We start from the raw sequence: 19,906 nt of genomic DNA, 5'->3' as shown, positions 1-19,906 counted from the left end.
TCATGAAAAAGATATTCCCCCTCCTGGCAGTAATGCTGCTGATCGGTATTTGCTCCCTGGCGCAGGCCAGGCTTGTAAAAGGCACGGTTAAGGACAGTGCTTTCCATATGCCGGTTGTGAATGCCGTTATCCGTATCAAAGGCACGGATGTAATGACCGCTTCCGACAAACAGGGCAACTGGCAGCTCAGCATCCCCAAAAGCGGCGCTACCATCGAAATTGTGGCCAGCGGCTTCCTCCGCCGGGAAATAGCGGTAAAAGAAAATATGACGGCTGTAAACGTGGTATTGCAGCGCAGGCCGGACAAACGCATCATGCAAAAAAAGAACGCCCCGGAAAAAATCATCTGTGCGGACGTAGTGCAGGCGGAGATTACACCCTTTGCCGCCAGCGCGCCCGGCCTGGTGACCAGGAATACCGCCTTTTACCATCCCGGCCAAACGGAAGCCTACGTCCCTATTAACGAAAATATTTTCCATGCCGTGAAAGATCAGCCCCTCAGCACTTTCAGCGCGGATGTAGACAGGGCCAGCTACAGCAACGTACGCCGTTACCTCAACGGGGGCGACCTCCCTCCTGCCGATGCCGTGCGCGTGGAAGAAATGATCAACTATTTCGATTACCATTATCCGCAACCAACCGGCAAAGATCCCGTGGCAATTGTAACCGATATGAGCGTATGCCCCTGGAACGCCAGCCACCAGCTGGTCAGGATCGGTATTCAGGGCAAGCAGGTGGATGACAGGGACCTGCCGCCCAGTAACCTCGTATTCCTGCTGGATGTATCCGGATCCATGAACGAACCAAATAAACTGCCCCTCGTAAAGAAAGCCTTTGGCGCGCTGGTAAAACAGCTCCGGCCGCAGGACAGGGTAGCTGTGGTAGTGTACGCGGGCGCTGCCGGCGTGGTATTACCATCTACCCATGGTAACCAAAAAGAAAAAATAAACGCCGCACTGGACCAGTTACAGGCCGGTGGCTCCACAGCGGGCGGCGCAGGCATTTCCCTCGCGTATAAGATTGCCAGGGAAAACTATTTACCTAAAGGTAACAATAGGGTAATACTGGCTACAGACGGAGATTTCAACGTTGGCGTATCTTCAAGCGGCGAACTGGAAAGGCTGATCGAAGGGGAAAAAGATAAAGGCATTTTTCTGTCCGTACTGGGTTTTGGTATGGGCAACCTGAAGGACGTAAACCTGGAAACCCTTGCTGACAAAGGAAACGGCAACTATGCCTATATCGATACTTACGAGGAAGCCAGGAGGATATTTGTAACGGAATTTGGCGGTACTTTATTCACCATTGCAAAAGACGTCAAGTTACAGGTAGAGTTCAATCCTAACTTCGTACAGTCGTACAGGTTAGTAGGATATGAAAACAGGATTTTACAGGCGGAAGATTTTAATAATGATAAGAAAGACGCCGGCGACATGGGGGCAGGCCATACCGTAACCGCTTTATATGAAATTGTGCCCGCCGGCAGCGGCAAAGGGCAGGACGTAAACTGGGTGGATCCCCTGAAATACCAGGAAGCCAAAGTACTGGGCAACCGCACGGAGGTGCTCACCGTGAAAATGCGTTACAAGGAGCCGGATGCCAACACCAGCAAGCTGTTACAGCAGGTGCTGCACTATCAGGCCAAACCGTTTGAAAGCATGGAGCCCGACTTCCGCCTGGCTGCGTCAGTAGCGGCCTTCGGCCAGCTGCTGCGGGAGTCCGCCTTCCAGGGCGACGCTACTTACGACAAGGTGTTGCAATGGGCGGCTAATACCCGTGGAAATGATCCTGAAGGCTACAGGGCTGAGTATCAGCAGTTAGTGAAAAAAGCCATGTTGCTTCAAAAATGAGAATCAACATTTTTCGGTAATTTGCCGCCTCAAAGGATAAGCAAATGATAATAAATTTAAGTGAAACTAATTCGCTGGTAGGTGAATGGCTGAGTGAAATCAGGAACGTAGAGGTGCAGCACGACCGGATGCGTTTCAGGCGTAATATGGAGCGCCTGGGTGAAGTGGCTGCCTATGAAATCAGTAAAACGCTGGAATATGTGGAGAAAGAGGTTACTACTCCCATGGGTATTGCCAACTGCCGCGTCCTGAAATCGCAGCCCGTACTGGCTACCATCCTCAGGGCAGGACTGGCGCTGCATCAGGGTTTGCTGCATTACTTCGATAAGGCCGACCATGCGTTTATTTCCGCTTACCGCAAACATAACCACGATGGTTCTTTTGATATCAGCCTGGAATATGTAAGCAGTCCTTCTATTGAAGGCCAGGTACTTATCCTTTCCGACCCGATGCTGGCTACCGGCGCTTCCCTGGTGAAAACCATCGAGCACCTGGAGGAAATCGGCAAACCTACTCATATTCACCTCGTTGTGGCTATTGCCTGCACCGTGGGTATCGAATATGTGTTGCGTAACACCAAATCCAACCTCACCATCTGGGCCGGCGATATTGATGATGAACTGACCGCCAAGGGCTACATCGTTCCCGGGTTGGGCGATGCCGGCGATCTGGCTTTCGGAAATAAATTACAACAATAGTCGTTATTTTAACGTTTAACGGATATACGGAATTCTTCACTTATTAAAATTCCGTATATCCGTTTTTTTATGCGTATATTTCTTATTATACATGGATTTAATTTGAAATATGAGTTAATTGGCGTACCTTCACCATTATTGCATAAACCCTATGCTACAAGCTTTGCCTTATGAAAAGAGCTTTACTATTCCTGACCATATTTTTTAGCCTGACCAGCGCGTTACGGGCCCAAGACCCGCACTTCTCCCAGTTCTTTGCCTCGCCTATGACACTTAACCCGGCGTTTACCGGCTTATTCTCAGGAGATTATCGCCTGTCAGGTAACTACCGCTCCCAATGGAGAAGCATCTCTACGCCTTTTGTGACCGGAACTGCAGCAGTTGATTTTGGTATTCTGAAAAACGTCATTAACTACACAGATATATGGGGCGTAGGCGTTATGGCCATGTATGACCGCAGCGGCGGCGGCGCCCTCACTTCCACCTACCTCAGCGCCAGCACCGCGTACCACAAGGGGCTGGACCCGGAAGGCAACCACACCATCGCCATCGGCCTGCAGGGGACCCTGGTGCAGAAACGCGTAGACAACGAAAAGCTGCGCTTCGAAAACCAGATAGACAACAATGGTTACAACCCTGCCATTCCCAGTGGCGAAACGCTGATCAATCCTAAAATATCCTATTTCGATCCCAACATCGGGATCCTCTATAACGGGCTCATCGGAGAATCCTCCAACATCTACATGGGCGCTTCGTACTATCACATCACGCAACCTACCGAATCGTTTATGGATCAAACGCAGAACAGGCTTAGCTACCGCTGGACGGTGCATGGCGGCGGTTCCGCGCCAATCAACGGTGTGAACAGGATTCACGGTAGTATTTTGTACATGAAGCAAAGCACGGCAACGGAGTTCACCTTTGGCGGCGCGTATGGCTTTACCATGGATGATACGGACGATAAACCAACGGTATTTTATGTGGGCAGCTGGTATCGCTGGAAGGATGCGGTAATCCCCTACATCGGCCTGGAGATAAAAGGCTTCCAGGTAGGGCTTACTTACGATACCAACGTATCCAGCCTGAAGCCGGCCTCCAATTACAGGGGCGGCCTGGAACTCTCGCTGATCTACATCCACTCCCGCAACCAGATGAACAAATACAAAACGCTTTGTCCACGATTCTGATTCGTAACAAAACCACGATATTTCATAACAAAACAGGCCCGGTCATCAGGATCGGGCTTATTTTTTAGTTGGAATTTCGGTAGTTTCGTTGCACCTTAACTTTAGAGGAAAAACTCATTCTGTTTACACTAAAACTGTACAAACATTGTTTTCATTCAGGGAGGTGCTGTCTGCTTTCCAGGCTTACGGTAAGGCGCACCATTTTATTATGCAGCATAGATTATGGAAGTGGATACTCATCCCCGGCATAATTTACTGCCTGTTGTTTTTTGCGGGATTTTATTTTGTGTGGGGCTATTCAGGTGAATTTGTCGAATATCTTACCCGGTTATTCCACATCACTGAATGGGTGCAGGACGTAGAAAGCAGCTGGATCAGCTTCCTGTTCCTGCTGGTGGCATTCAGCGTTAAAGTGATATTCGTATTCTGGTATTTCTCCTATTTCAAATATCTGTTCCTCATTCTTGGTTCGCCGGTATTTGCGTACCTCTCCGAAAAAACGGAGTCCATCATCCAGCACAAGGAATTTCCTTTCAGCTGGAAGCTGCTGCTGGCGGACATCTTCAGGGGCGTTAAAATGTCCTGCCGCAACATCGTGTACCAAACGGCCGTGATCCTCATTTTGCTGCTCGTGTCGTTTGTGCCGGTAGTGGGCTGGATTACCCCTATGGTCGGCTTTTTCATTGAAGCCTATTTCTACGGCTTTTCCATGATGGATTACAGTTGTGAAAGGCACCGGATGAACATGTCGCAAAGTATAACGTTTATACGTCAGCACAGGGGTATGGCATTAGGGAACGGGATTGTGTTTTACCTGTTCATGCTGATCCCGGTGGTGGGCTGGATGCTGGCGCCATCCTACGCTGTCATAGCCGCTACCATTGATTTACAAAACAAAAAATTGCGATAATGACTACCGGCAAAGTGTACCTGATCCCAACCGTGCTGAGTGCTGATGCCTTATACAGCATTCCCCCCTATGTGACGGACGTAGCCCGGAAGCTCACCGTATTTTACGTGGAAAACGAGCGCACTGCCCGCCGTTACCTGAAAGCGCTGGATCGCAGCATCAATATCGACGCTTTGCAGCTGCTGCCCATGAACGAAAACCAGCTGCCGGATACGGAAGCGGCTAAAAAGTTTTTGCGGCAGGGCATCGACATCGGTGTGATCAGCGAAGCAGGATGCCCGGCTGTGGCCGATCCCGGCCACCTCATCGTCAGGGCTGCCCACAGCATAGAAGCGCCGGTGATCCCCATGATTGGCCCCAACTCCATGCTGCTGGCCCTGATGGCTTCCGGCATGAACGGGCAAAACTTCCAGTTTACCGGCTACCTGCCCATTAAACCGCATGAGCGGGTAAAAGCCATTAAGGACCTGGAACTGCAATCGCAAAAGAAAAGACAAACCCAACTCTTTATAGAAACGCCTTACAGGAACAACCAGCTCCTGAAAGACATCCTGGATAACTGTAAGGAACATACGAAAATATGCGTGGCGGCCGATATTACCGGCCCTGACGAATTTATCCGTACCAAAACCGTGAAGGAGTGGAAGAAGGCATTGCCGGAGCTGCATAAGAAGCCGGCGATCTTTTTGCTGGATGCGGAGTAAGAAAAAAGGGGACCGATGGTCCCCTTTTTTTATTGTACAATGCGTTTGCCGGTTTGCTGGTCCGTGATGGAGATAATACTGTCCACTACGAACGGACTAAAGCCTCTCCACGGTATTGCGCCGAGGTATTCCTTATAACTCAGTTCCACCCATTTGCCGGATGCGGTCATCAGCTGCTGCGCCACCTTTTCGTCCGTCACGGAAAACTGGAATTCATTGCTCTGGATAGTACCTGCCACCTGGCCCTTGTAGCCCGATTGTATCAGCTTTCCTTCATAGGTTTTGAAGATATATCCTTTCTGTACAAAATAGTTTAGCTCTCCTGCCTTCACTCCTTTTCCAAATACGAAATAGAACTTATAAAAGAAGATGCCGCCCAGGATTAAAACAATGACTGAAACGACGATGAATACAAATCGGCCCATAGGGTTATGTGTTTTTAGTGAATGTTAGAAACTTTTGTCCACCATGTACAGCAATGCCGCCATAGCAAAGGCGCCCAGCTCCAGTTCACGCTTATTCACATTTTCAAACACATCGTTGGGAGCATGGTGAATATCAAAATAACGCTGGGAGTCCGGCGAAAGTTCGGCCATAGGCGTACCTATTGCCGCATGCAGCTGGCCTACGTCCACCCCGCCGCCCGGCTCGTCAAAATCGTATATGCCATACGGTAGGAACAACGGCGCCCATGATTTCACTTTTTCCCGTTGCGCATCGCTCATCGTCATGGTGAAGCCCCGTGGCGTGAAACCGCCGGCATCGCTCTCCAATGCAAAGATGTGCTTTTCGCCCTTTTCTTTAGCTACCTCCGCATATTTCTTACCGCCGCGGGTACCGTTTTCTTCATTGGCAAACAGCACTACCCGCAACGTCCGCTCCGGCTTAATGCCCAGCGCCTTGAAGGCGCGCAGCACCTCGATGGATTGTACGCAGCCGGTGCCATCATCGTGCGCTCCTTCGGCCACATCCCAGGAATCCAGGTGGCCGCCCACGGTCAGGTACTGATCCGGGTACTTGCTGCCCCTCAGCTCCCCGATTACGTTGTGGCCAATGGTATCCGCCAGCATGCGGCAGTTGGTTTTCAGGAACACCTGCGCCGTAGGATCATCCTTGATGCGCTGACTGAGCCTGTCCGCATCCTGCAGGCCGATGGCTACGGCCGGGATCTTCGGATAGGCGGAATCGTACTGCATAGCGCCGGTATGCGGTTCGTTATTGGCGCCATGCGACATAGAGCGCACTATCACCGCCAACGCGCCGTATTTGGCAGCCCTGCTGGCTCCGCCGCCCCTGTATTTCACCGCATCCCCATAAGAATGGAAGGTTTTGATGAACTTAGGGTTAAACGGATAATTGTAAAATACGATCTTTCCCTTTACCTGGTCCTTTTTGGCTTCCAGGTCCTCAAAGGAGGATACTTCCAGGATAGGAGCCGTTACGCCGGCATCGCCGCTGCCTACGGAGTTACCCAGGGCCAGCACATTTAAAGGTGGCGTATAATCCCTCCTTTTGGAGATGATACGGGCCTCTTCCCGGGCGCCGCGTACCCAATGGGGCACCATGCAGGGCTGCAGATACACCGTATCGGCGCCGGCAGCTTTCAGGGCGGCTACACCCCAGCGCTCGGCCTTTACCATGCCGGGGGAACCCGCCAGGCGGCCTCCCACCTTTTTGGTCAGTACGTGAAGGTTGTCATATGCAGTGCTATGTGTAAGTATTTCATCAGCTATCTGTCTGAATATCACTGAGTCCTGCTGCTGCGCCGACGCCATGGCGGGTATAGCACAGCCCAGGAAAATTGGCAAAAGGTATTTCCTCATAAAGCGGTCTGTTTGGGCGTTAAAACTAATTAATTGTCCCCAGCCTACAAATAACAATAAAATGGTTTGGATGGCTGGGGGAATTGCTTCAGGAGCGTTACCTTTGCAGATGCATTTATGGATAACAGTTGATAAGGGCACGTATTACTGTTTTTCATACTATGGGCTTTCGTTTTTAGGCTTAAATAACAAATCATGCGTATTGGAATAGTATGTTATCCTACATACGGTGGTAGTGGCGTACTGGCTACAGAGTTGGGAAAAGCTCTGGCCGACAAAGGCCACATGGTCCACTTTATCACGTATCAGCAGCCAGTGAGGCTCAACGCGTTTCACGCGAATATCTATTATCACGAAGTACAGGTTCCCACATACCCGCTGTTCGATTTTCCTCCCTATGAGTCTGCCCTGAGCAGCACCATGGTGGATGTGATCATTAACCAGAAGCTGGACCTCCTTCACGTGCATTACGCCATCCCCCATGCGTCTACCGCCTATATGGCGAAGCAGATCGTGGCCAAGCAAGGCCGGGTGGTACCGTTTATCACCACGCTGCACGGTACGGACATCACGCTGGTAGGTAAGGACAAAACCTATGCGCCGGTAGTTACCTTCTCCATCAACGAGTCGGACGCCATTACCGCCGTATCGGAAAACCTCCGTGATGAAACCTACAAATCCTTCCAGATAGAAAAAGACATCTCCGTTATCTACAACTTCGTGGACACCCAGCGTTTCAGTCGCCGCGAGCTGCCGCACTTCCGTAAAGCCATCGCGCCAAACGGCGAAAAGGTGCTGCTGCACGTGTCCAACTTCCGCAAGGTAAAACGCGTACCGGATGTGATCAAGATATTCAAACAGGTGAGGGAAGCCATGCCGGCAAAACTGCTGCTCGTGGGCGATGGTCCGGACAGGCCTACCATTGAGTGCATGTGCAGGGAACTGGGGTTATGCGATGATATCCGCTTTGTGGGTAAGCAGGAGCAGCTGGAAGATGTTATGTCTATCAGCGACCTGTTCATCCTGCCTTCGGACTATGAGAGCTTCGGACTGGCGGCCCTGGAAGCAATGGCATCTGAAGTGCCGGTGATTTCCTCCAACGCCGGCGGCTTACCGGAAATCAATATCCCGGGAGTAACCGGTTATATGGGAGATGTGGGAGATGTAGATACCATGGCTAAGCATGCCATCCACCTGCTGCAGGACGAAGCGCTGCTGGCAAAAGTCCGCAAAGGAGCCTGGGCGCAAGCGCAGCGTTTCCATATCGACAATATCATTCCTCAGTACGAGGCTTTATACGAACAGGTGCTGGAAAACCAGCGCCAGGCGGAGCTGCTCTAACGGGCCCGGATCCATCTTTCGGGATTCTGCTTCACCACGTTCTTGTATATCTGCAACTCAATCTGGCCGTTGCTGCCGCCTCTCCGGGCAGCAGCAACGCCTAAAGTCTGACCCCGGGATACCCTTGCTCCTTTATTCACTGTCACATCCAGCAAGTGTACATAGTTCGTAAAGTACTTACCATGCCTTAACGTTACCATATATCCCGACCCCTGGATGTTGAATACCATGATCACCTCTCCGTCAAAGATGGCTTTCACCGCGGCGCCCACGCTGGTCTGAAACACGACCCCACTGTATTCCTTTTCCACCTTACCGATTTTGCCCACCCCAAAATGCCCAACGATGCGCCCCGCTGAAACCGGCCATGGCAGGCGGCCCCGGTTGGCTTCGAAATTATTGGAGAGGGTCAGTTCGCCCGGGGAGGCTACCAGCACATCCTCGCTGGAAGTATTGGTTTCCTTCTCTTCCGGTTCTTCTTTTACTTTAGGCATCGGCGGAGGTTTCACACCTTTCTTTTCTGCCGCTTTACGGGCGGCCAGCGCTTTGCGGGCGGCTTCTTCCTGTTGCTTCTTACGTTTGGCGGCCGCTATGCGCTTGCGCTCCGCTGCCTCTGCTGCGGCTTTGCGCCGCGCCGCTTCAATTTCCCTGCGGATGGCAGCCTGGATGGCATTGTCTATCTGGCGGGCTTCCGCCTTGCTTTTGGCAATGCTCTGTTGCAGGTCTTTCTGCTTATCCTGCAGTTCCTTGATGGTTTGCTCGGTTTCTTTCTGGTTGTTTACCAGTTGTATTTTCTGGCGCTGCTCCACATAGAGGGCGCCGGCCTTTTCCTTGCGCTGCTCCTGCAGCTCCGCCAGCTTCTGCCCCAGCAGCTGCCGGGTGGAAAGCAGGCTTTCTGCCTGGCGGCGCTTATTTTCCCGGTATTGACGCAGGTATTCGTATCTGCGCAGGGCATCATTAAAGCTCGTGGCGGAAAAAAGGAAGTTGAGTACGTCGTAGTTGGTGCGGGATTTATAACTGTACACCAGCAGTTGTGCGTAGCGGGCCCGCAGGGAGTCCACTTCTTTTTCGAGCGATTGCACGTTGCTGCTCGTATTGGCAATATCTCCCTCAATCTGGCTGAGTTCTGTATTGATAGCCTTTATCTGTTCGTTACGGGAGCTGATTTGTGCCTGTAATTGTTTCTGCAGGGATTGATTTTGCCGGGTACTTTTCCGGGTTTCCTGCAGGGCGCGGGTGGCTTCCGCTATTTCTTTCAATAGCTGGGCCTTCCTGTTTTCCAGGGCCGCGCGCGACTGCTTGCCCCGCTGCGCCACCAGCACGGCGGGTAGCAGGCATAGCGCCAGTATGAAAGGGATCAACTTTCTCAAACAATAATGCATTAGGTTAGTAAGTAGGGCCGTAGCCTATCGGCGACGTATCCACTGCTCAGGATTCTGCTTGGTATTACCTTTCCAGATTTGCAGCTCTACCTCGCCGGTATTTTCAAGTTCGTTTACAGTTGCAGTACCGATCACCTGACCGGTTTTCACCATATCGCCTTTCTTCACCCGTGTGGTTTGCAAACGCACGTAGGTGGTGAAATATTGTCCGTGGCGGATGATGATCATATAGCCCATGCCCGGCATCACTACAACGGACCTCACCTCGCCATCGAAGATGGATTTTACCGGACCGCCCTTGGTGGTAGCAATAACGATACCATCCGATGGTACGGTGATGTGCTCCATTACGGCATGCTGGTGAATACCAAAATGTTCGATGATATTACCTGCATCTACCGGCCATGGCAGCTTACCGCGGTTTGCTTCAAAGCTTTCGGAGAGTGCGAGGGCTTCCGGCGTGGCCTCCAGCACGTTCTCGCTGCGTGTAGGCGCTGGCGTTGGCGCAGGCGGAGGAGGAGCAGGTTTTTCTGCCGGCTTCTCTGCCGGTTTTTCCGCTGGCGGCGGCGTAGCAGCCGTATTGTTATTGGCGTTGGCGGCTCTTTCCGCAGCGGCGGCGCGGGCCTTTTCGGCAGCGGCGGCGGCAAGGGCGGCTTTGCGCGCTTCTTCCTCACGGCGGCGTTTTTCTTCAAGGGCTTTGCGACGGGCGGCTTCTTCTTCCGCTGCCTTACGGCGCGCCTCTTCGATCTCGCGCTGGATTACGTTACGGATGGCTATCTGTACTTTCTGGGCATCTTTCTTACGCTGGTTGATATCCTGTACCAGTTCTTTTTCACGGCCTTTCAGCTTATTCAGTACCTCATCCTTCTCCTTCTTATCCGCTTCCAGGATAGAGCGTTGTTCCTGCTCGGTTTTGAGCGCATCGCCCCGCTTCATACGTTGTGATTCCAGGTTGCCGATCTTTTTCTTCAGCAGCTCCTGCGTGGCCACAATATTATCGGCCTGGCGGCGGCGGTACTCCCGGTATTGCTTCAGGTATTGAAAACGTTTAACGGCATCGTTAAAGCTGGATGCGGAAAACACGAAGTTCAGCAGGTCGTACGTGCTCCTGTTTTTATACGCATATACTACCAGCTGCGCGTATTGCGCTTTCAGGGTATCCAGGTCTTTTTTCAGGGTATTTACATCGCGGTAGGCGCTGTTGATATCACCGTTGATGAAATTGATTTCATCGTTGATGTTGTTGATCAGGCGGGTACGCGCTGTAATTTTATCGCGCAGGGCACGCAGTTGCCCCATGCTTTCGCGGGTAGATTTTTTGGTGGCAAGTAATTGTTCGTTGGCCTCATCAATTTCGCGTTGCAGTTCTTTCTTACGACGTTCCAGTTCTTCCCTTGATTGCGAAGGCTGTTGCTGACCAGCATTTTGCTGGGCCGCCACCATTGCGGGCATCAACCATACAACCAACATAAACGGGATAATCTTCTTCAAATACAACATGACTATATTTAGTAACTGCGAAATTAAAATCAGGTATATAAACGCTAAATATACAACGTTTATTAGTTTAAAGCTGCGGAACATTTACCGCAGTACTGCTACATCCGCTTGTATCCTGATGGCGTGCTGAACGGAAAAGTAACCGGCACATCAAAATCAAAACGGGTGAAATCCAGCGCCACTTTCGTGGTGCCTTTTTCCTCTACGTATATGCGGCGGGTAGTAGGAAATTTCCTGCTGCCCGTACGGGAATAATCGCCATAGGTCAGCTCGCAGGAGCGGCGCACCGCAGGGTCCTTATCCATCACTTTGCTTTGCTGCAGGCCGTAGTCATCAGCATATACGTTGAACAGGCTGGTAAAATCCGGCGCATCGCAACTAAAGGAAATAATGGAAGGCGTTTTGGTCACCTGGTAGATGGAGTCCGTCAGGAATACGGGGTTACCTATGAGCAAATCCTGCAGGGTATTGAAATCAAAAGGCACATTGAGCAGGTCTTTGGCATCCGCCAGGTTGCGCAGCACCAGCTGCTTTTTCAGGCGGTTATATAATTTCAGGCTGTCCGGCGTAATGACGGCACGTACCACTTCATCGATCACCGGCGCGGAAATGGAAATCCAGATGATACTGTCTTTCTTCATGCGCACATTCACGGAAAGTCCGTTCTTGCTGTCCTGCTCATTTTCAAAGGCAAATTTTGCACGGCCGGAAAAGGAATTGAAATCAATATGATTCTTCTGAATACCGGCCAGCATGGAGTCTTTGAACCGGTTGAGTTCCCCGTCCGCGCTATCCGCGATAACCGTTACCCGGCCGCTGTCCGCAGCGGGAAAGGTGGAACGGGCGAGTTCTTTAGGGCGCCGACAGGAAACGGTCAATATGCCGATTAACCCCACGAATAACAATAATCTCATACTAGCATGCATCTTTTGCCTATTGAACATATCTTTTCTCCGCGATCTTTTTGGTGAGGGCAACAGAGGAAGCTCCCTTCTCCTGTGCCATCTGCCAGTATTCAACCGCTTTATTAACATCTTTCAGGTTGTAGAGTATATCTCCATAATGTTCCAGCATGCTGGCGTTCTGGAGGGATGCCGGATAGGTAAATGCTTTATCCATCCACTCTTTGGCTTCCTGGTATTTTTCCATGCGGAATAATATCCAGGCGTAGGTATCCATGAAGGTAGGACTGTCTGGTTCTATTTCAAGGGAGCGCCGCGACATTTCAGCCGCTTTATCCAGGTTTTCGCCCCGTAACGACAGATAATAGCTGTAATTATTCAGCACCGTGGCATCCTTGGGGCGTAGCTGCAGGGCTTTTTCATAGCTGCTGTCCGACGATGCATTCTGCCCCGTAGCGTGATAAGCGTCGCCCAGGAGGGAATAAACATCCGCCGTAAACCTTTTTTCATCATCCCCTAATGCCAGCGCTTTGTTCATGGACGCGATGGTAGCCGGGTACTGCCGCAGCAGGTAATTGGCCAGGCCGTTGAAATAAAATCCCATGAACTCTTTCGGAAAGAGCCGGGTAACTGTATCGCTGAGGGCCAGCAAGGCATTCGGATCATCCTTGCGGGAGTAGATCCACATCTGCTGGTACCATACGGAAAAGCGGGTGGAGTCCAGCGCCAGCGAACGCTGGTAGCTGAGCTGCGCACTGTCCAGCACATCCCCCTGGGAATACATATCCCCAAGCAGCGCGTAGGCTTTGGCGTCCTTCGGATGCGCCTCCACGATCAGGTGCGCCAGTTGCAGCCCTTCCCGCAGTTTGGTGCTATCCGTTTCCAGCATGCGCAGGTAAGGATAAACGTACGCTACTTTTTCATCAATACTGTAACTGCTGTTGGCAAAGGCGCGGGTCATATAATCCCAGTAAGCCGCCGTATCCTTCCGCTTCCTGGCGTAGGCGCCCAGCGCAATCAGCGCCCGGGCGTTTTCCGGATCTCGGGAAAGGATGTCGTTGTAAACAGCAGTCGCATCGGCGATCTGGTCGTTGGCATCATAGACTTCTGCCAGCAGGTAATAGTAGCGTGTTTCAGCGGGGTTGGTTTCGATCAGCCGTTTTATTTCCGCCGCGGCTTCGTTGGCTTTACTCATCCGGAGCAGCAGGCGCTGCTTCTGGTAGGTGAGTTCTTCCACTACGCCCGTCCTGGCTTCCAGCTGGTTGAATACCGCCAGTGCCGCTTCCGGCTTATTGGCTTTGCCGAGCAAAATACCCTGGTTGTAGAGGTAATCATCGTTCTCCGGGTATTTGGCGGCCAGGTTTTTATACACGAGGGCGCCGCTGTCGAATTTCTCCGAAACGGCGTAAACGTCTGCCAGGAGCTGCTGGAACCAGTGGTTCGCCGTATCCATGGTAGCCGCTTTGCGTGCAAAATTGAGCGCATAGGGCCCGCTATGGGAATCCATCAGCAGGCGCGCTATTTCATAAAACACCACAGCGTTGGTTCTGTCCAGCTTCAGGTAGTCGGAATATTGGGAAAGCGCCGTGCGGTAATCCCCAATCATCTTCGAACGCTGAGCGGCAAAGAAGATGCTATCCGTACGTTGTTTGAGCAGCGCGGGATCGCCGGCGGCATGGCCGCCTGCCCGCTTGCCCACGCTGCATGCAGCAAAAGCCAACGTTAAAGATAGTCCTATCACTGTGACGTACACACGCATTTATCAGGATTTACCGGTATGACCAAATCCGCCTTCGCCACGCTCGGTCGTGCTGAGTATTTCCACCGGCTGAATAGTCGCCTGCACAAACGGTGCGATCACCATTTGCGCAATACGGTCGCCGGGTTGCACTACCTGCGGTTCGTTGGACAGGTTGATCAGGATGATTTTAATCTCTCCCCTGTAGTCAGCATCAATAGTGCCGGGAGTATTTAATAGTGTCAGTCCCTGCTTGATAGCCAGGCCGCTGCGTGGGCGGATCTGCGCTTCATAACCGGTAGGCAGCTCCATGAACAGGCCGGTGGGTACCAGGGCGCGTTCCAGCGGTTGCAGGGTCAGCGGCGCTTCCAGGTTGGCCCGGAGATCCATTCCCGCAGCTTCTGCGGTCGCATAAGCCGGCAGTTCGTTCGCCGACTTATTAATTATTTTCACAATTACTTCAGCCATTCAGCAAAGATATTTTTTTATGGTAGAGTTTAACCTTAATTATTATACTTTTCGAGGAGTACGGTAGCATAGGCCATCACCCCTTCCCCGCGGCCAACGAAGCCCATCTTCTCGGTGGTGGTAGCTTTTACGGATACGTCGTCCACGCTGATACGCAAACGCTCCGCAATAACGGCCTGCATCTGCGGCACATACGGCTTGATCTTCGGCGCTTCCAGGCAAAGGGTACTGTCCACATTCACCACCTGGTAACCTTTTTCGCCAATCAGTTGGGCGCAGCGCGACAGCAGGATTTTACTGTCGATGTTTTTATACGCATTGTCCGTGTCCGGGAAATGCACCCCAATATCGCCCAGGGCAAGAGCTCCCAGCATGGCGTCGCAAATAGCATGCAGCAATACGTCTGCATCGCTGTGACCGAGTGCGCCCTTGTGATGGGGCACCAGCACCCCTCCCAGCCAGAATTCACGGCCTTCAACAAGCTGATGGAAATCGACACCCAATCCGATACGAATGCTACTCATAAGATATTATTTTTTAATCGTTTTGCCAATCCGCAAAGTACGGTATAAAAAGCAAATCCCTCCTTCCGGAGGGACTCGTTTATGTATTTTAACGCAATTTTTAAGGTATTACCAACCCGTTCTGCTCTCTTCTCTTGGCCCCAGGTCAAAAGTAAGGGTGAAGCGGAGGGTGTTGGACAGCGGGTTACGCTGTATGCCGGAGCCGGAAGGCACCAGGTAGGAGAAGTTCAGGCCAAAGATATCGTACTTGATACCTACGCCCGCCGTGAAATATTTACGGTTACCCTTGTTCTTGTTCTCATTGAAGTAACCGGCTCTCACGGCAAATTGCTGGTTGTACCAGTATTCCATTCCTACGGAATACATCAGTTCCTGCAGCTCTTCTTTGAAGCCGCCCGGCGCGTCGCCGAAGGAAGAGAACATCCCTTCCAGCACGGATTTATCTTTGTACTTGCCGCTGGTATCCGGCGTAGGCACCATCAGCTTATTGATATCCAGTGCAAAGGTCAGGGTGTTCATTTCGTCGAGAGACAGCTTGTAGGCCGCACCCAAACCGAAGTTGGTAGGGATGAAGTCCTTGTTCTGCGCGGAGCTGGTATAGGAGATTTTGGTACCGATGTTGGTGATCGCCAAACCTACGCTCAGTTTGTTCACCGTGCCGTCGTCCTTTTCAAAGTCCTTGGTATAGTAACCGGAAACGTCTGCCGCAAAGGCTTTACCCGGGCGGATAGTCTGGTCGTTAACCGTTTGCCCGCCGGCAAGGTTGGAATAAATGAATCTACCGGTCAGCCCTACCCCGAAATGTTCGGAGAGCTTGCGGGCATAACCTGCATCGATAGCAAATTCACGTGGCCGGAAATTACCCTGGTCAGTGTTGGTAATGTCCCTGAAATTGATGGTACCCAGCGAAAAGTAACGCAGCGATCCGGAGACGGCCTGATTTTCATCTATTTTGGTATAACCGCTTACAGTAGCCAGGAATACGTCGTTTACAAGCTCTTTTAGCCAGGGAGTATAGGTTACGGCAATGCTGGAGTTGACATCGGAGAACGGCAACTTCGACAGGTTATAATAAATGGAATTGGCATCCGGAGAAATGGCAAGACCCACATCTCCCATTGCACCACTGCGGGCATCCGGAGTGATACGCAAGAAAGGAACAGCTGTATTAATAGTGTTGGTACGACCATCTAATTGACCTGTGGAGTCTATTGTCTGGGCTGAGGTTCTTAAACTTGTGAAAGTACTATATATGAACACCAGGCTCAAAGTTAACTTTCGGATCATGCAATGTTCGTATTTTGATAGGATGTAAAAATAATGTAATTTATAATATGATTATCAGTTAAGGGGTTTGATAAGGAAGCCGGACGCCAGACCACTTCATACTGCATAGGTTGTATTACTTAAAATAACATTACTTTGCCGCTCTTAACCTTTCTCTTACCATTACTGCTAATAGTTAGTCTATAAAGATATATACCTGGGGATAATTTTGCTCCCGAATCCCCTGCGCCATCCCAGGGCATGCCATCAAAACGGTTGCTTCCCGGAATTATTGTGTTAAAAAGAGTTTTCATGAGTTTGCCTTCCAGGTTAAAAATCTGCAGGGTAAGTTCCAACGGCATACCCTGTTGATTATGTGTGAATACAAACCTCGTTTCACTATGGAACGGATTGGGATAGTTTGCGATATCGTCTACCACCAGGGCCCCGGCTTCAGTTACTTCAAACGTGATCGTGGTATTGGCCGGATTATTTTGGTTGTCCCATGCGGTGATAGTGATGCGGTGTTTACCGGGGGCAATGCCTGCCAGCGGATACACCACTGTCCCTTTCCTGTAATCATCTAAAGATGCGCTAAAATAATCATTTAATACAATATATTCCGAACTGTCTAATAATGCAAGCAGTTTATGTTCTTTTATTATACCGGAGATGTTAATGCCGCTGCTGTCCGCAAGGTCGGCGATCAGCAGCGGGTCGGCAGCCACTATATCCCCGTTTTTGAAAAGCCGGTTGTTAAGCCATGCCTGCAACTGAGGTCCGGCGCGGTCAGTGGCGGGAGCCTGCTGCCCCGTTACCCGGATGCGTTCGGACTGCCCGCCGGCATCCGCCAGGTTGCCCGTCCCGTAGTAGCTGATCTTTCCGATACCCTGTGCCACGGCAGCATCCACGGGCATCCGTGCCGTTACGCGGAATTTGCCGGCAATGACTTTTTGTTCTCCCCGGAAAAAAATATTTTCCTGCTGCTCAAAAGCCGCGACCTGGCTACCGGCCGTATTCCCCAGGGTATGGCTGCCCGCCGGCGGGGCGAAGATCGTCGTATATAGCTGACCGTTATAACCGGTTGCCACTGCCCCGGTTTCATCTTCAATATGCCCTGTCACATTTAACAGGGAATTTGCCGGCGCCTCCACCGTATTGTTATCAAGCTGCTGATAATTGATGCTATCCGTCACTATTTTATATTGCGGGAACGCCAGTGTCAGCGCGGGGTCGCCCAATAGCTGGAACTTGCGGTTATTGATAATATCTATACTTGTGGCGTAGGTAATATTTTTAGCTGCTTTTGACGCCTGCCCCAGACTTTTCCAGGAGCCATCGGCATTCCGCGTCAGCGCCGCATGGAGGTAGTTAATATTCATTTCCTTGTTGGAAGCCGCAAACACGGCCCTGGTGGTCGTCATCAGGGCAATCGCTCCCGTAGGGCGCTGCAATAGTACACTTTGCCCCAGCGACAATACCGCAGGGTTGTCAAAAGGCGCAAAATCGCAGGTGGCGGTTAGCAACAGCGGCAGCCGGTCGGCATTTTTCCAGGCGGCGATATTTTGTGCATCCACTATGTTTTCCTCCGCCAGGCGGGTATTGCTGCCATGGCCGCTGTAGTTGACAATCAGCGCCCCCTGGTTAACGCGCCGGATCAATTGCGCTACGGCCTCCGGATAAGTAGCGCCGGTATTGCCGGACACCCGGGGGAAAGCATCCAGGTATATTTTATTGACGTTGAACTGCGGGTATTGACGGCTGATGATCTCCGTGAGCGCTTCGGCATCCTGCAGGTGTAAATTATTGTCTTCATCATCGGCAATAAACACGAGGCGGTGCCGCCAGTCGCCCTTGGCCGACTGCTCCTTATAGGCCATAATCTTATTCACCGCCATGGCCGCTTCGGCGGCAGTCCTGGCGGGGATGCGGCCAATGGCTATCTGCAGTTCATTTCGTATATCCGTGCGGTTTATATCGTCCTGGTCCCGCAGGAGCCCGAAGTAATCGTCCGACACATAGGAGGATACCGGGTCCAGCGAAGCCGTGCTTTGCCAGGAAGGCACCAGGTTGGTATTGTTTTTTACCCGGTTGCGGTAATCGTAGGAAGCGGCCCCGAATAACAGTAAATATTCCGGCGCACGGCCTTTATCGTACAGGACTTTCAGGAAGTTGCGCAGGGCGGTTGGATCTGGGGCTCCTGCGGAGAATTCATGGTATAGCTGGTCCATGGTCACGACCACAGTGGCCAGTCCCTGCTCGGTATGCCAGTTGGCTAATTGCTGCGCTGCCGGTACAAGCCCCGGGACGGTTATGATAAACATCCGTGCAGCGGCAGCCATAAGGTCCTGGTTCCCTACCGGGCCGGCAAATACCGGCTGCTGCACGGCGGCCGGCTGAAATGCCACCAGCTCCCGCAGGGTATCGTTTTTAACGGTAACAGCAAGGGAATCGCCCGCCAGCTGGGACTTTAAGACAATGGGCGCACAGGGCCGCGTTACGTCCCAGACCTGCGTTTGTACATTGGCGTTATAAAGGGCGATGCCGGTGAGCCGTGAATCATAAAGGGCATCCGTCCGGAAGGAAAGTATGCCTTCATCCGGCAGCACCAGCGGGCAACGTGCCTGAATTTCCAGGTAATCCAGCCATCCGCGGGCGTTATTATCTCCCTCTAAAAAATCAACATCCGCTATAATATTTTTATCGGTAAGGTACACGCCGCCTGTACCCGTTGCCGCGGTGGCAAAAGCCTCAAATACGTTCCCGCTTACCGGCAACAGGTAGGCCGTAGCCGCTTCCTGCTTGTTCAGGCTTACTTTGAAGTTGCTCCCGTTGGCGCCGCGGGCGGCCACCCGCATGGTTACGTTCACCAGTCCCCGGGGCGGCGCCGGCAGGGTAAAACGGTAGGAATGGCGGCGGCCGGCGGCCGGATCCAGGCTGAACTCCTCTGCAAACCACTGCTTGCCGCTGCGTAAAAAGTTCAGGCTGTCCTTTTCATAAAAGGCGAGGTAATCAAAGAGATACTGGAATTTTTCCGGAATGGCACGGGCAGGCTCAGTGGCGATACGCGCGCCGGCCTGCTGGCCTACGTTCAGGTAGTACCAGGCCGTGTCCGTATAAATATTATACTGATGCTGGTAGGCGCCGGTACTTTTATTATACGTCCACCGGTGCGGACCGGGGGCATAAAAAAGAATATAGTCGTTCCCGTTAACAATATTATCCCCTCCGTCGTTTACCAGGAGGGCCACCTCCTGTAACGCTTCCGGATGTACGCGGTGGTTTTCCGGCAGCATTCCGCCCCCGTTGCCGAAAAGGCGGATCTGGCCGGCCTGCAGCTGATCGGGATTCAGGCCCGCCTTCCGGAGGAAAGCGGCATCTATTTTATAAATCCCCGGCCGGGATACGGCCAGCCTGATCCATTTTCCCGTGGCCAGCACACTGTGATCGCGATAGGTAAATGATTGAGCAGCAAGAATATTGACTGCAAAAACAGAAATGGTAAGGGCTAGTATATAAAATTTTAGGACTTTCATTATCTTGTTCCCTGCTTGACCGCAAGTAGGCACAAAGTATAAAAACACCGGTAAATATGGAAAACCAGGCTGCCGTA

At 51.8% G+C, this 19,906-nt stretch carries 16 protein-coding genes; 6 read left to right on the top strand and 10 right to left on the bottom strand.

From position 1 onward, the window contains the following. Positions 1–2: 2 nt before the first annotated feature. The 5 genes from BOC67_RS13590 to BOC67_RS13570 all read left to right on the top strand — a co-directional run bounded on the left by BOC67_RS13590 (position 3) and on the right by BOC67_RS13570 (position 5,349). Positions 3–1,850: a von Willebrand factor type A domain-containing protein gene (locus BOC67_RS13590; RefSeq protein WP_291910885.1), complete on the top strand. Its 1,848-nt coding sequence runs from the start codon at positions 3–5 to the stop codon at positions 1,848–1,850. A gap of 44 nt (positions 1,851–1,894) precedes the next feature. Next, positions 1,895–2,548, top strand: coding sequence for a uracil phosphoribosyltransferase (gene upp / locus BOC67_RS13585; RefSeq protein ID WP_291910884.1), 654 nt, complete (start codon positions 1,895–1,897; stop codon positions 2,546–2,548). Between the two features lie 170 nt (positions 2,549–2,718). Next, complete coding sequence (locus BOC67_RS13580) at positions 2,719–3,735, top strand: PorP/SprF family type IX secretion system membrane protein (RefSeq protein ID WP_291910883.1); 1,017 nt, start codon at positions 2,719–2,721, stop codon at positions 3,733–3,735. Positions 3,736–3,898: 163 nt separating this feature from the next. Then, positions 3,899–4,645, top strand: a complete 747-nt coding sequence (locus tag BOC67_RS13575; RefSeq protein ID WP_291910983.1) for an EI24 domain-containing protein — start codon at positions 3,899–3,901, stop codon at positions 4,643–4,645. After that, the gene (locus BOC67_RS13570) at positions 4,645–5,349 is read left to right on the top strand and encodes an SAM-dependent methyltransferase (protein WP_291910882.1); all 705 of its coding nucleotides are present in this window, start codon (positions 4,645–4,647) and stop codon (positions 5,347–5,349) included. The genes BOC67_RS13575 and BOC67_RS13570 overlap by 1 nt, the downstream gene beginning before the upstream one ends. Positions 5,350–5,378: 29 nt before the next feature. Here BOC67_RS13570 and BOC67_RS13565 read toward each other — a convergent pair whose 3' ends face one another. Together BOC67_RS13565 and BOC67_RS13560 are read right to left on the bottom strand one after the other, a co-directional pair. Continuing rightward, positions 5,379–5,774: a hypothetical protein gene (locus tag BOC67_RS13565; protein ID WP_291910881.1), complete on the bottom strand. Its 396-nt coding sequence runs from the start codon at positions 5,772–5,774 to the stop codon at positions 5,379–5,381. A gap of 24 nt (positions 5,775–5,798) precedes the next feature. Further along, entirely contained in the window at positions 5,799–7,172 is a 1,374-nt protein-coding gene (locus BOC67_RS13560) for a M20/M25/M40 family metallo-hydrolase (RefSeq protein ID WP_291910880.1), read from the bottom strand. 195 nt (positions 7,173–7,367) lie between these two features. On the opposite strand from BOC67_RS13560, the gene bshA reads away from it, so the two are divergent. Next, positions 7,368–8,513, top strand: a complete 1,146-nt coding sequence (gene bshA / locus BOC67_RS13555) for an N-acetyl-alpha-D-glucosaminyl L-malate synthase BshA (protein WP_291910879.1) — start codon at positions 7,368–7,370, stop codon at positions 8,511–8,513. Here bshA and BOC67_RS13550 read toward each other — a convergent pair. From BOC67_RS13550 to porU, 8 genes are all read right to left on the bottom strand, one after another. Then, positions 8,510–9,883 (bottom strand): peptidoglycan DD-metalloendopeptidase family protein, encoded by a 1,374-nt coding sequence (locus BOC67_RS13550; RefSeq protein ID WP_291910878.1) that lies wholly within the window; start codon positions 9,881–9,883, stop codon positions 8,510–8,512. The two genes, bshA and BOC67_RS13550, sit on opposite strands and share 4 nt — an antisense overlap. Before the next feature lie 36 nt (positions 9,884–9,919). Further along, positions 9,920–11,386: a peptidoglycan DD-metalloendopeptidase family protein gene (locus BOC67_RS13545; RefSeq protein ID WP_291910877.1), complete on the bottom strand. Its 1,467-nt coding sequence runs from the start codon at positions 11,384–11,386 to the stop codon at positions 9,920–9,922. Positions 11,387–11,493: 107 nt separating this feature from the next. Further along, on the bottom strand, positions 11,494–12,309 hold the full coding sequence (locus tag BOC67_RS13540; protein WP_291910876.1) for a DUF4292 domain-containing protein: 816 nt from the start codon (positions 12,307–12,309) through the stop codon (positions 11,494–11,496). A gap of 19 nt (positions 12,310–12,328) precedes the next feature. After that, the gene (locus tag BOC67_RS13535; RefSeq protein ID WP_291910875.1) at positions 12,329–14,056 is read right to left on the bottom strand and encodes a tetratricopeptide repeat protein; all 1,728 of its coding nucleotides are present in this window, start codon (positions 14,054–14,056) and stop codon (positions 12,329–12,331) included. Positions 14,057–14,059: 3 nt separating this feature from the next. Then, entirely contained in the window at positions 14,060–14,503 is a 444-nt protein-coding gene (dut, locus tag BOC67_RS13530; RefSeq protein WP_291910873.1) for a dUTP diphosphatase, read from the bottom strand. A gap of 35 nt (positions 14,504–14,538) precedes the next feature. Next, positions 14,539–15,027: a 2-C-methyl-D-erythritol 2,4-cyclodiphosphate synthase gene (gene ispF, locus BOC67_RS13525; protein ID WP_291910872.1), complete on the bottom strand. Its 489-nt coding sequence runs from the start codon at positions 15,025–15,027 to the stop codon at positions 14,539–14,541. A gap of 108 nt (positions 15,028–15,135) precedes the next feature. Continuing rightward, the gene (porV, locus tag BOC67_RS13520; RefSeq protein WP_291910871.1) at positions 15,136–16,314 is read right to left on the bottom strand and encodes a type IX secretion system outer membrane channel protein PorV; all 1,179 of its coding nucleotides are present in this window, start codon (positions 16,312–16,314) and stop codon (positions 15,136–15,138) included. A gap of 119 nt (positions 16,315–16,433) precedes the next feature. Further along, positions 16,434–19,829 (bottom strand): type IX secretion system sortase PorU, encoded by a 3,396-nt coding sequence (porU, locus tag BOC67_RS13515; protein ID WP_291910869.1) that lies wholly within the window; start codon positions 19,827–19,829, stop codon positions 16,434–16,436. Positions 19,830–19,906 lie beyond the last annotated feature (77 nt).

It is taken from the genome of Chitinophaga sp. CB10 (assembly GCA_001870995.2).
In the GTDB taxonomy this organism is placed as follows: Bacteria; Bacteroidota; Bacteroidia; order Chitinophagales; family Chitinophagaceae; genus Chitinophaga.
This window is presented reverse-complemented; position numbering and strand designations above follow the sequence as displayed.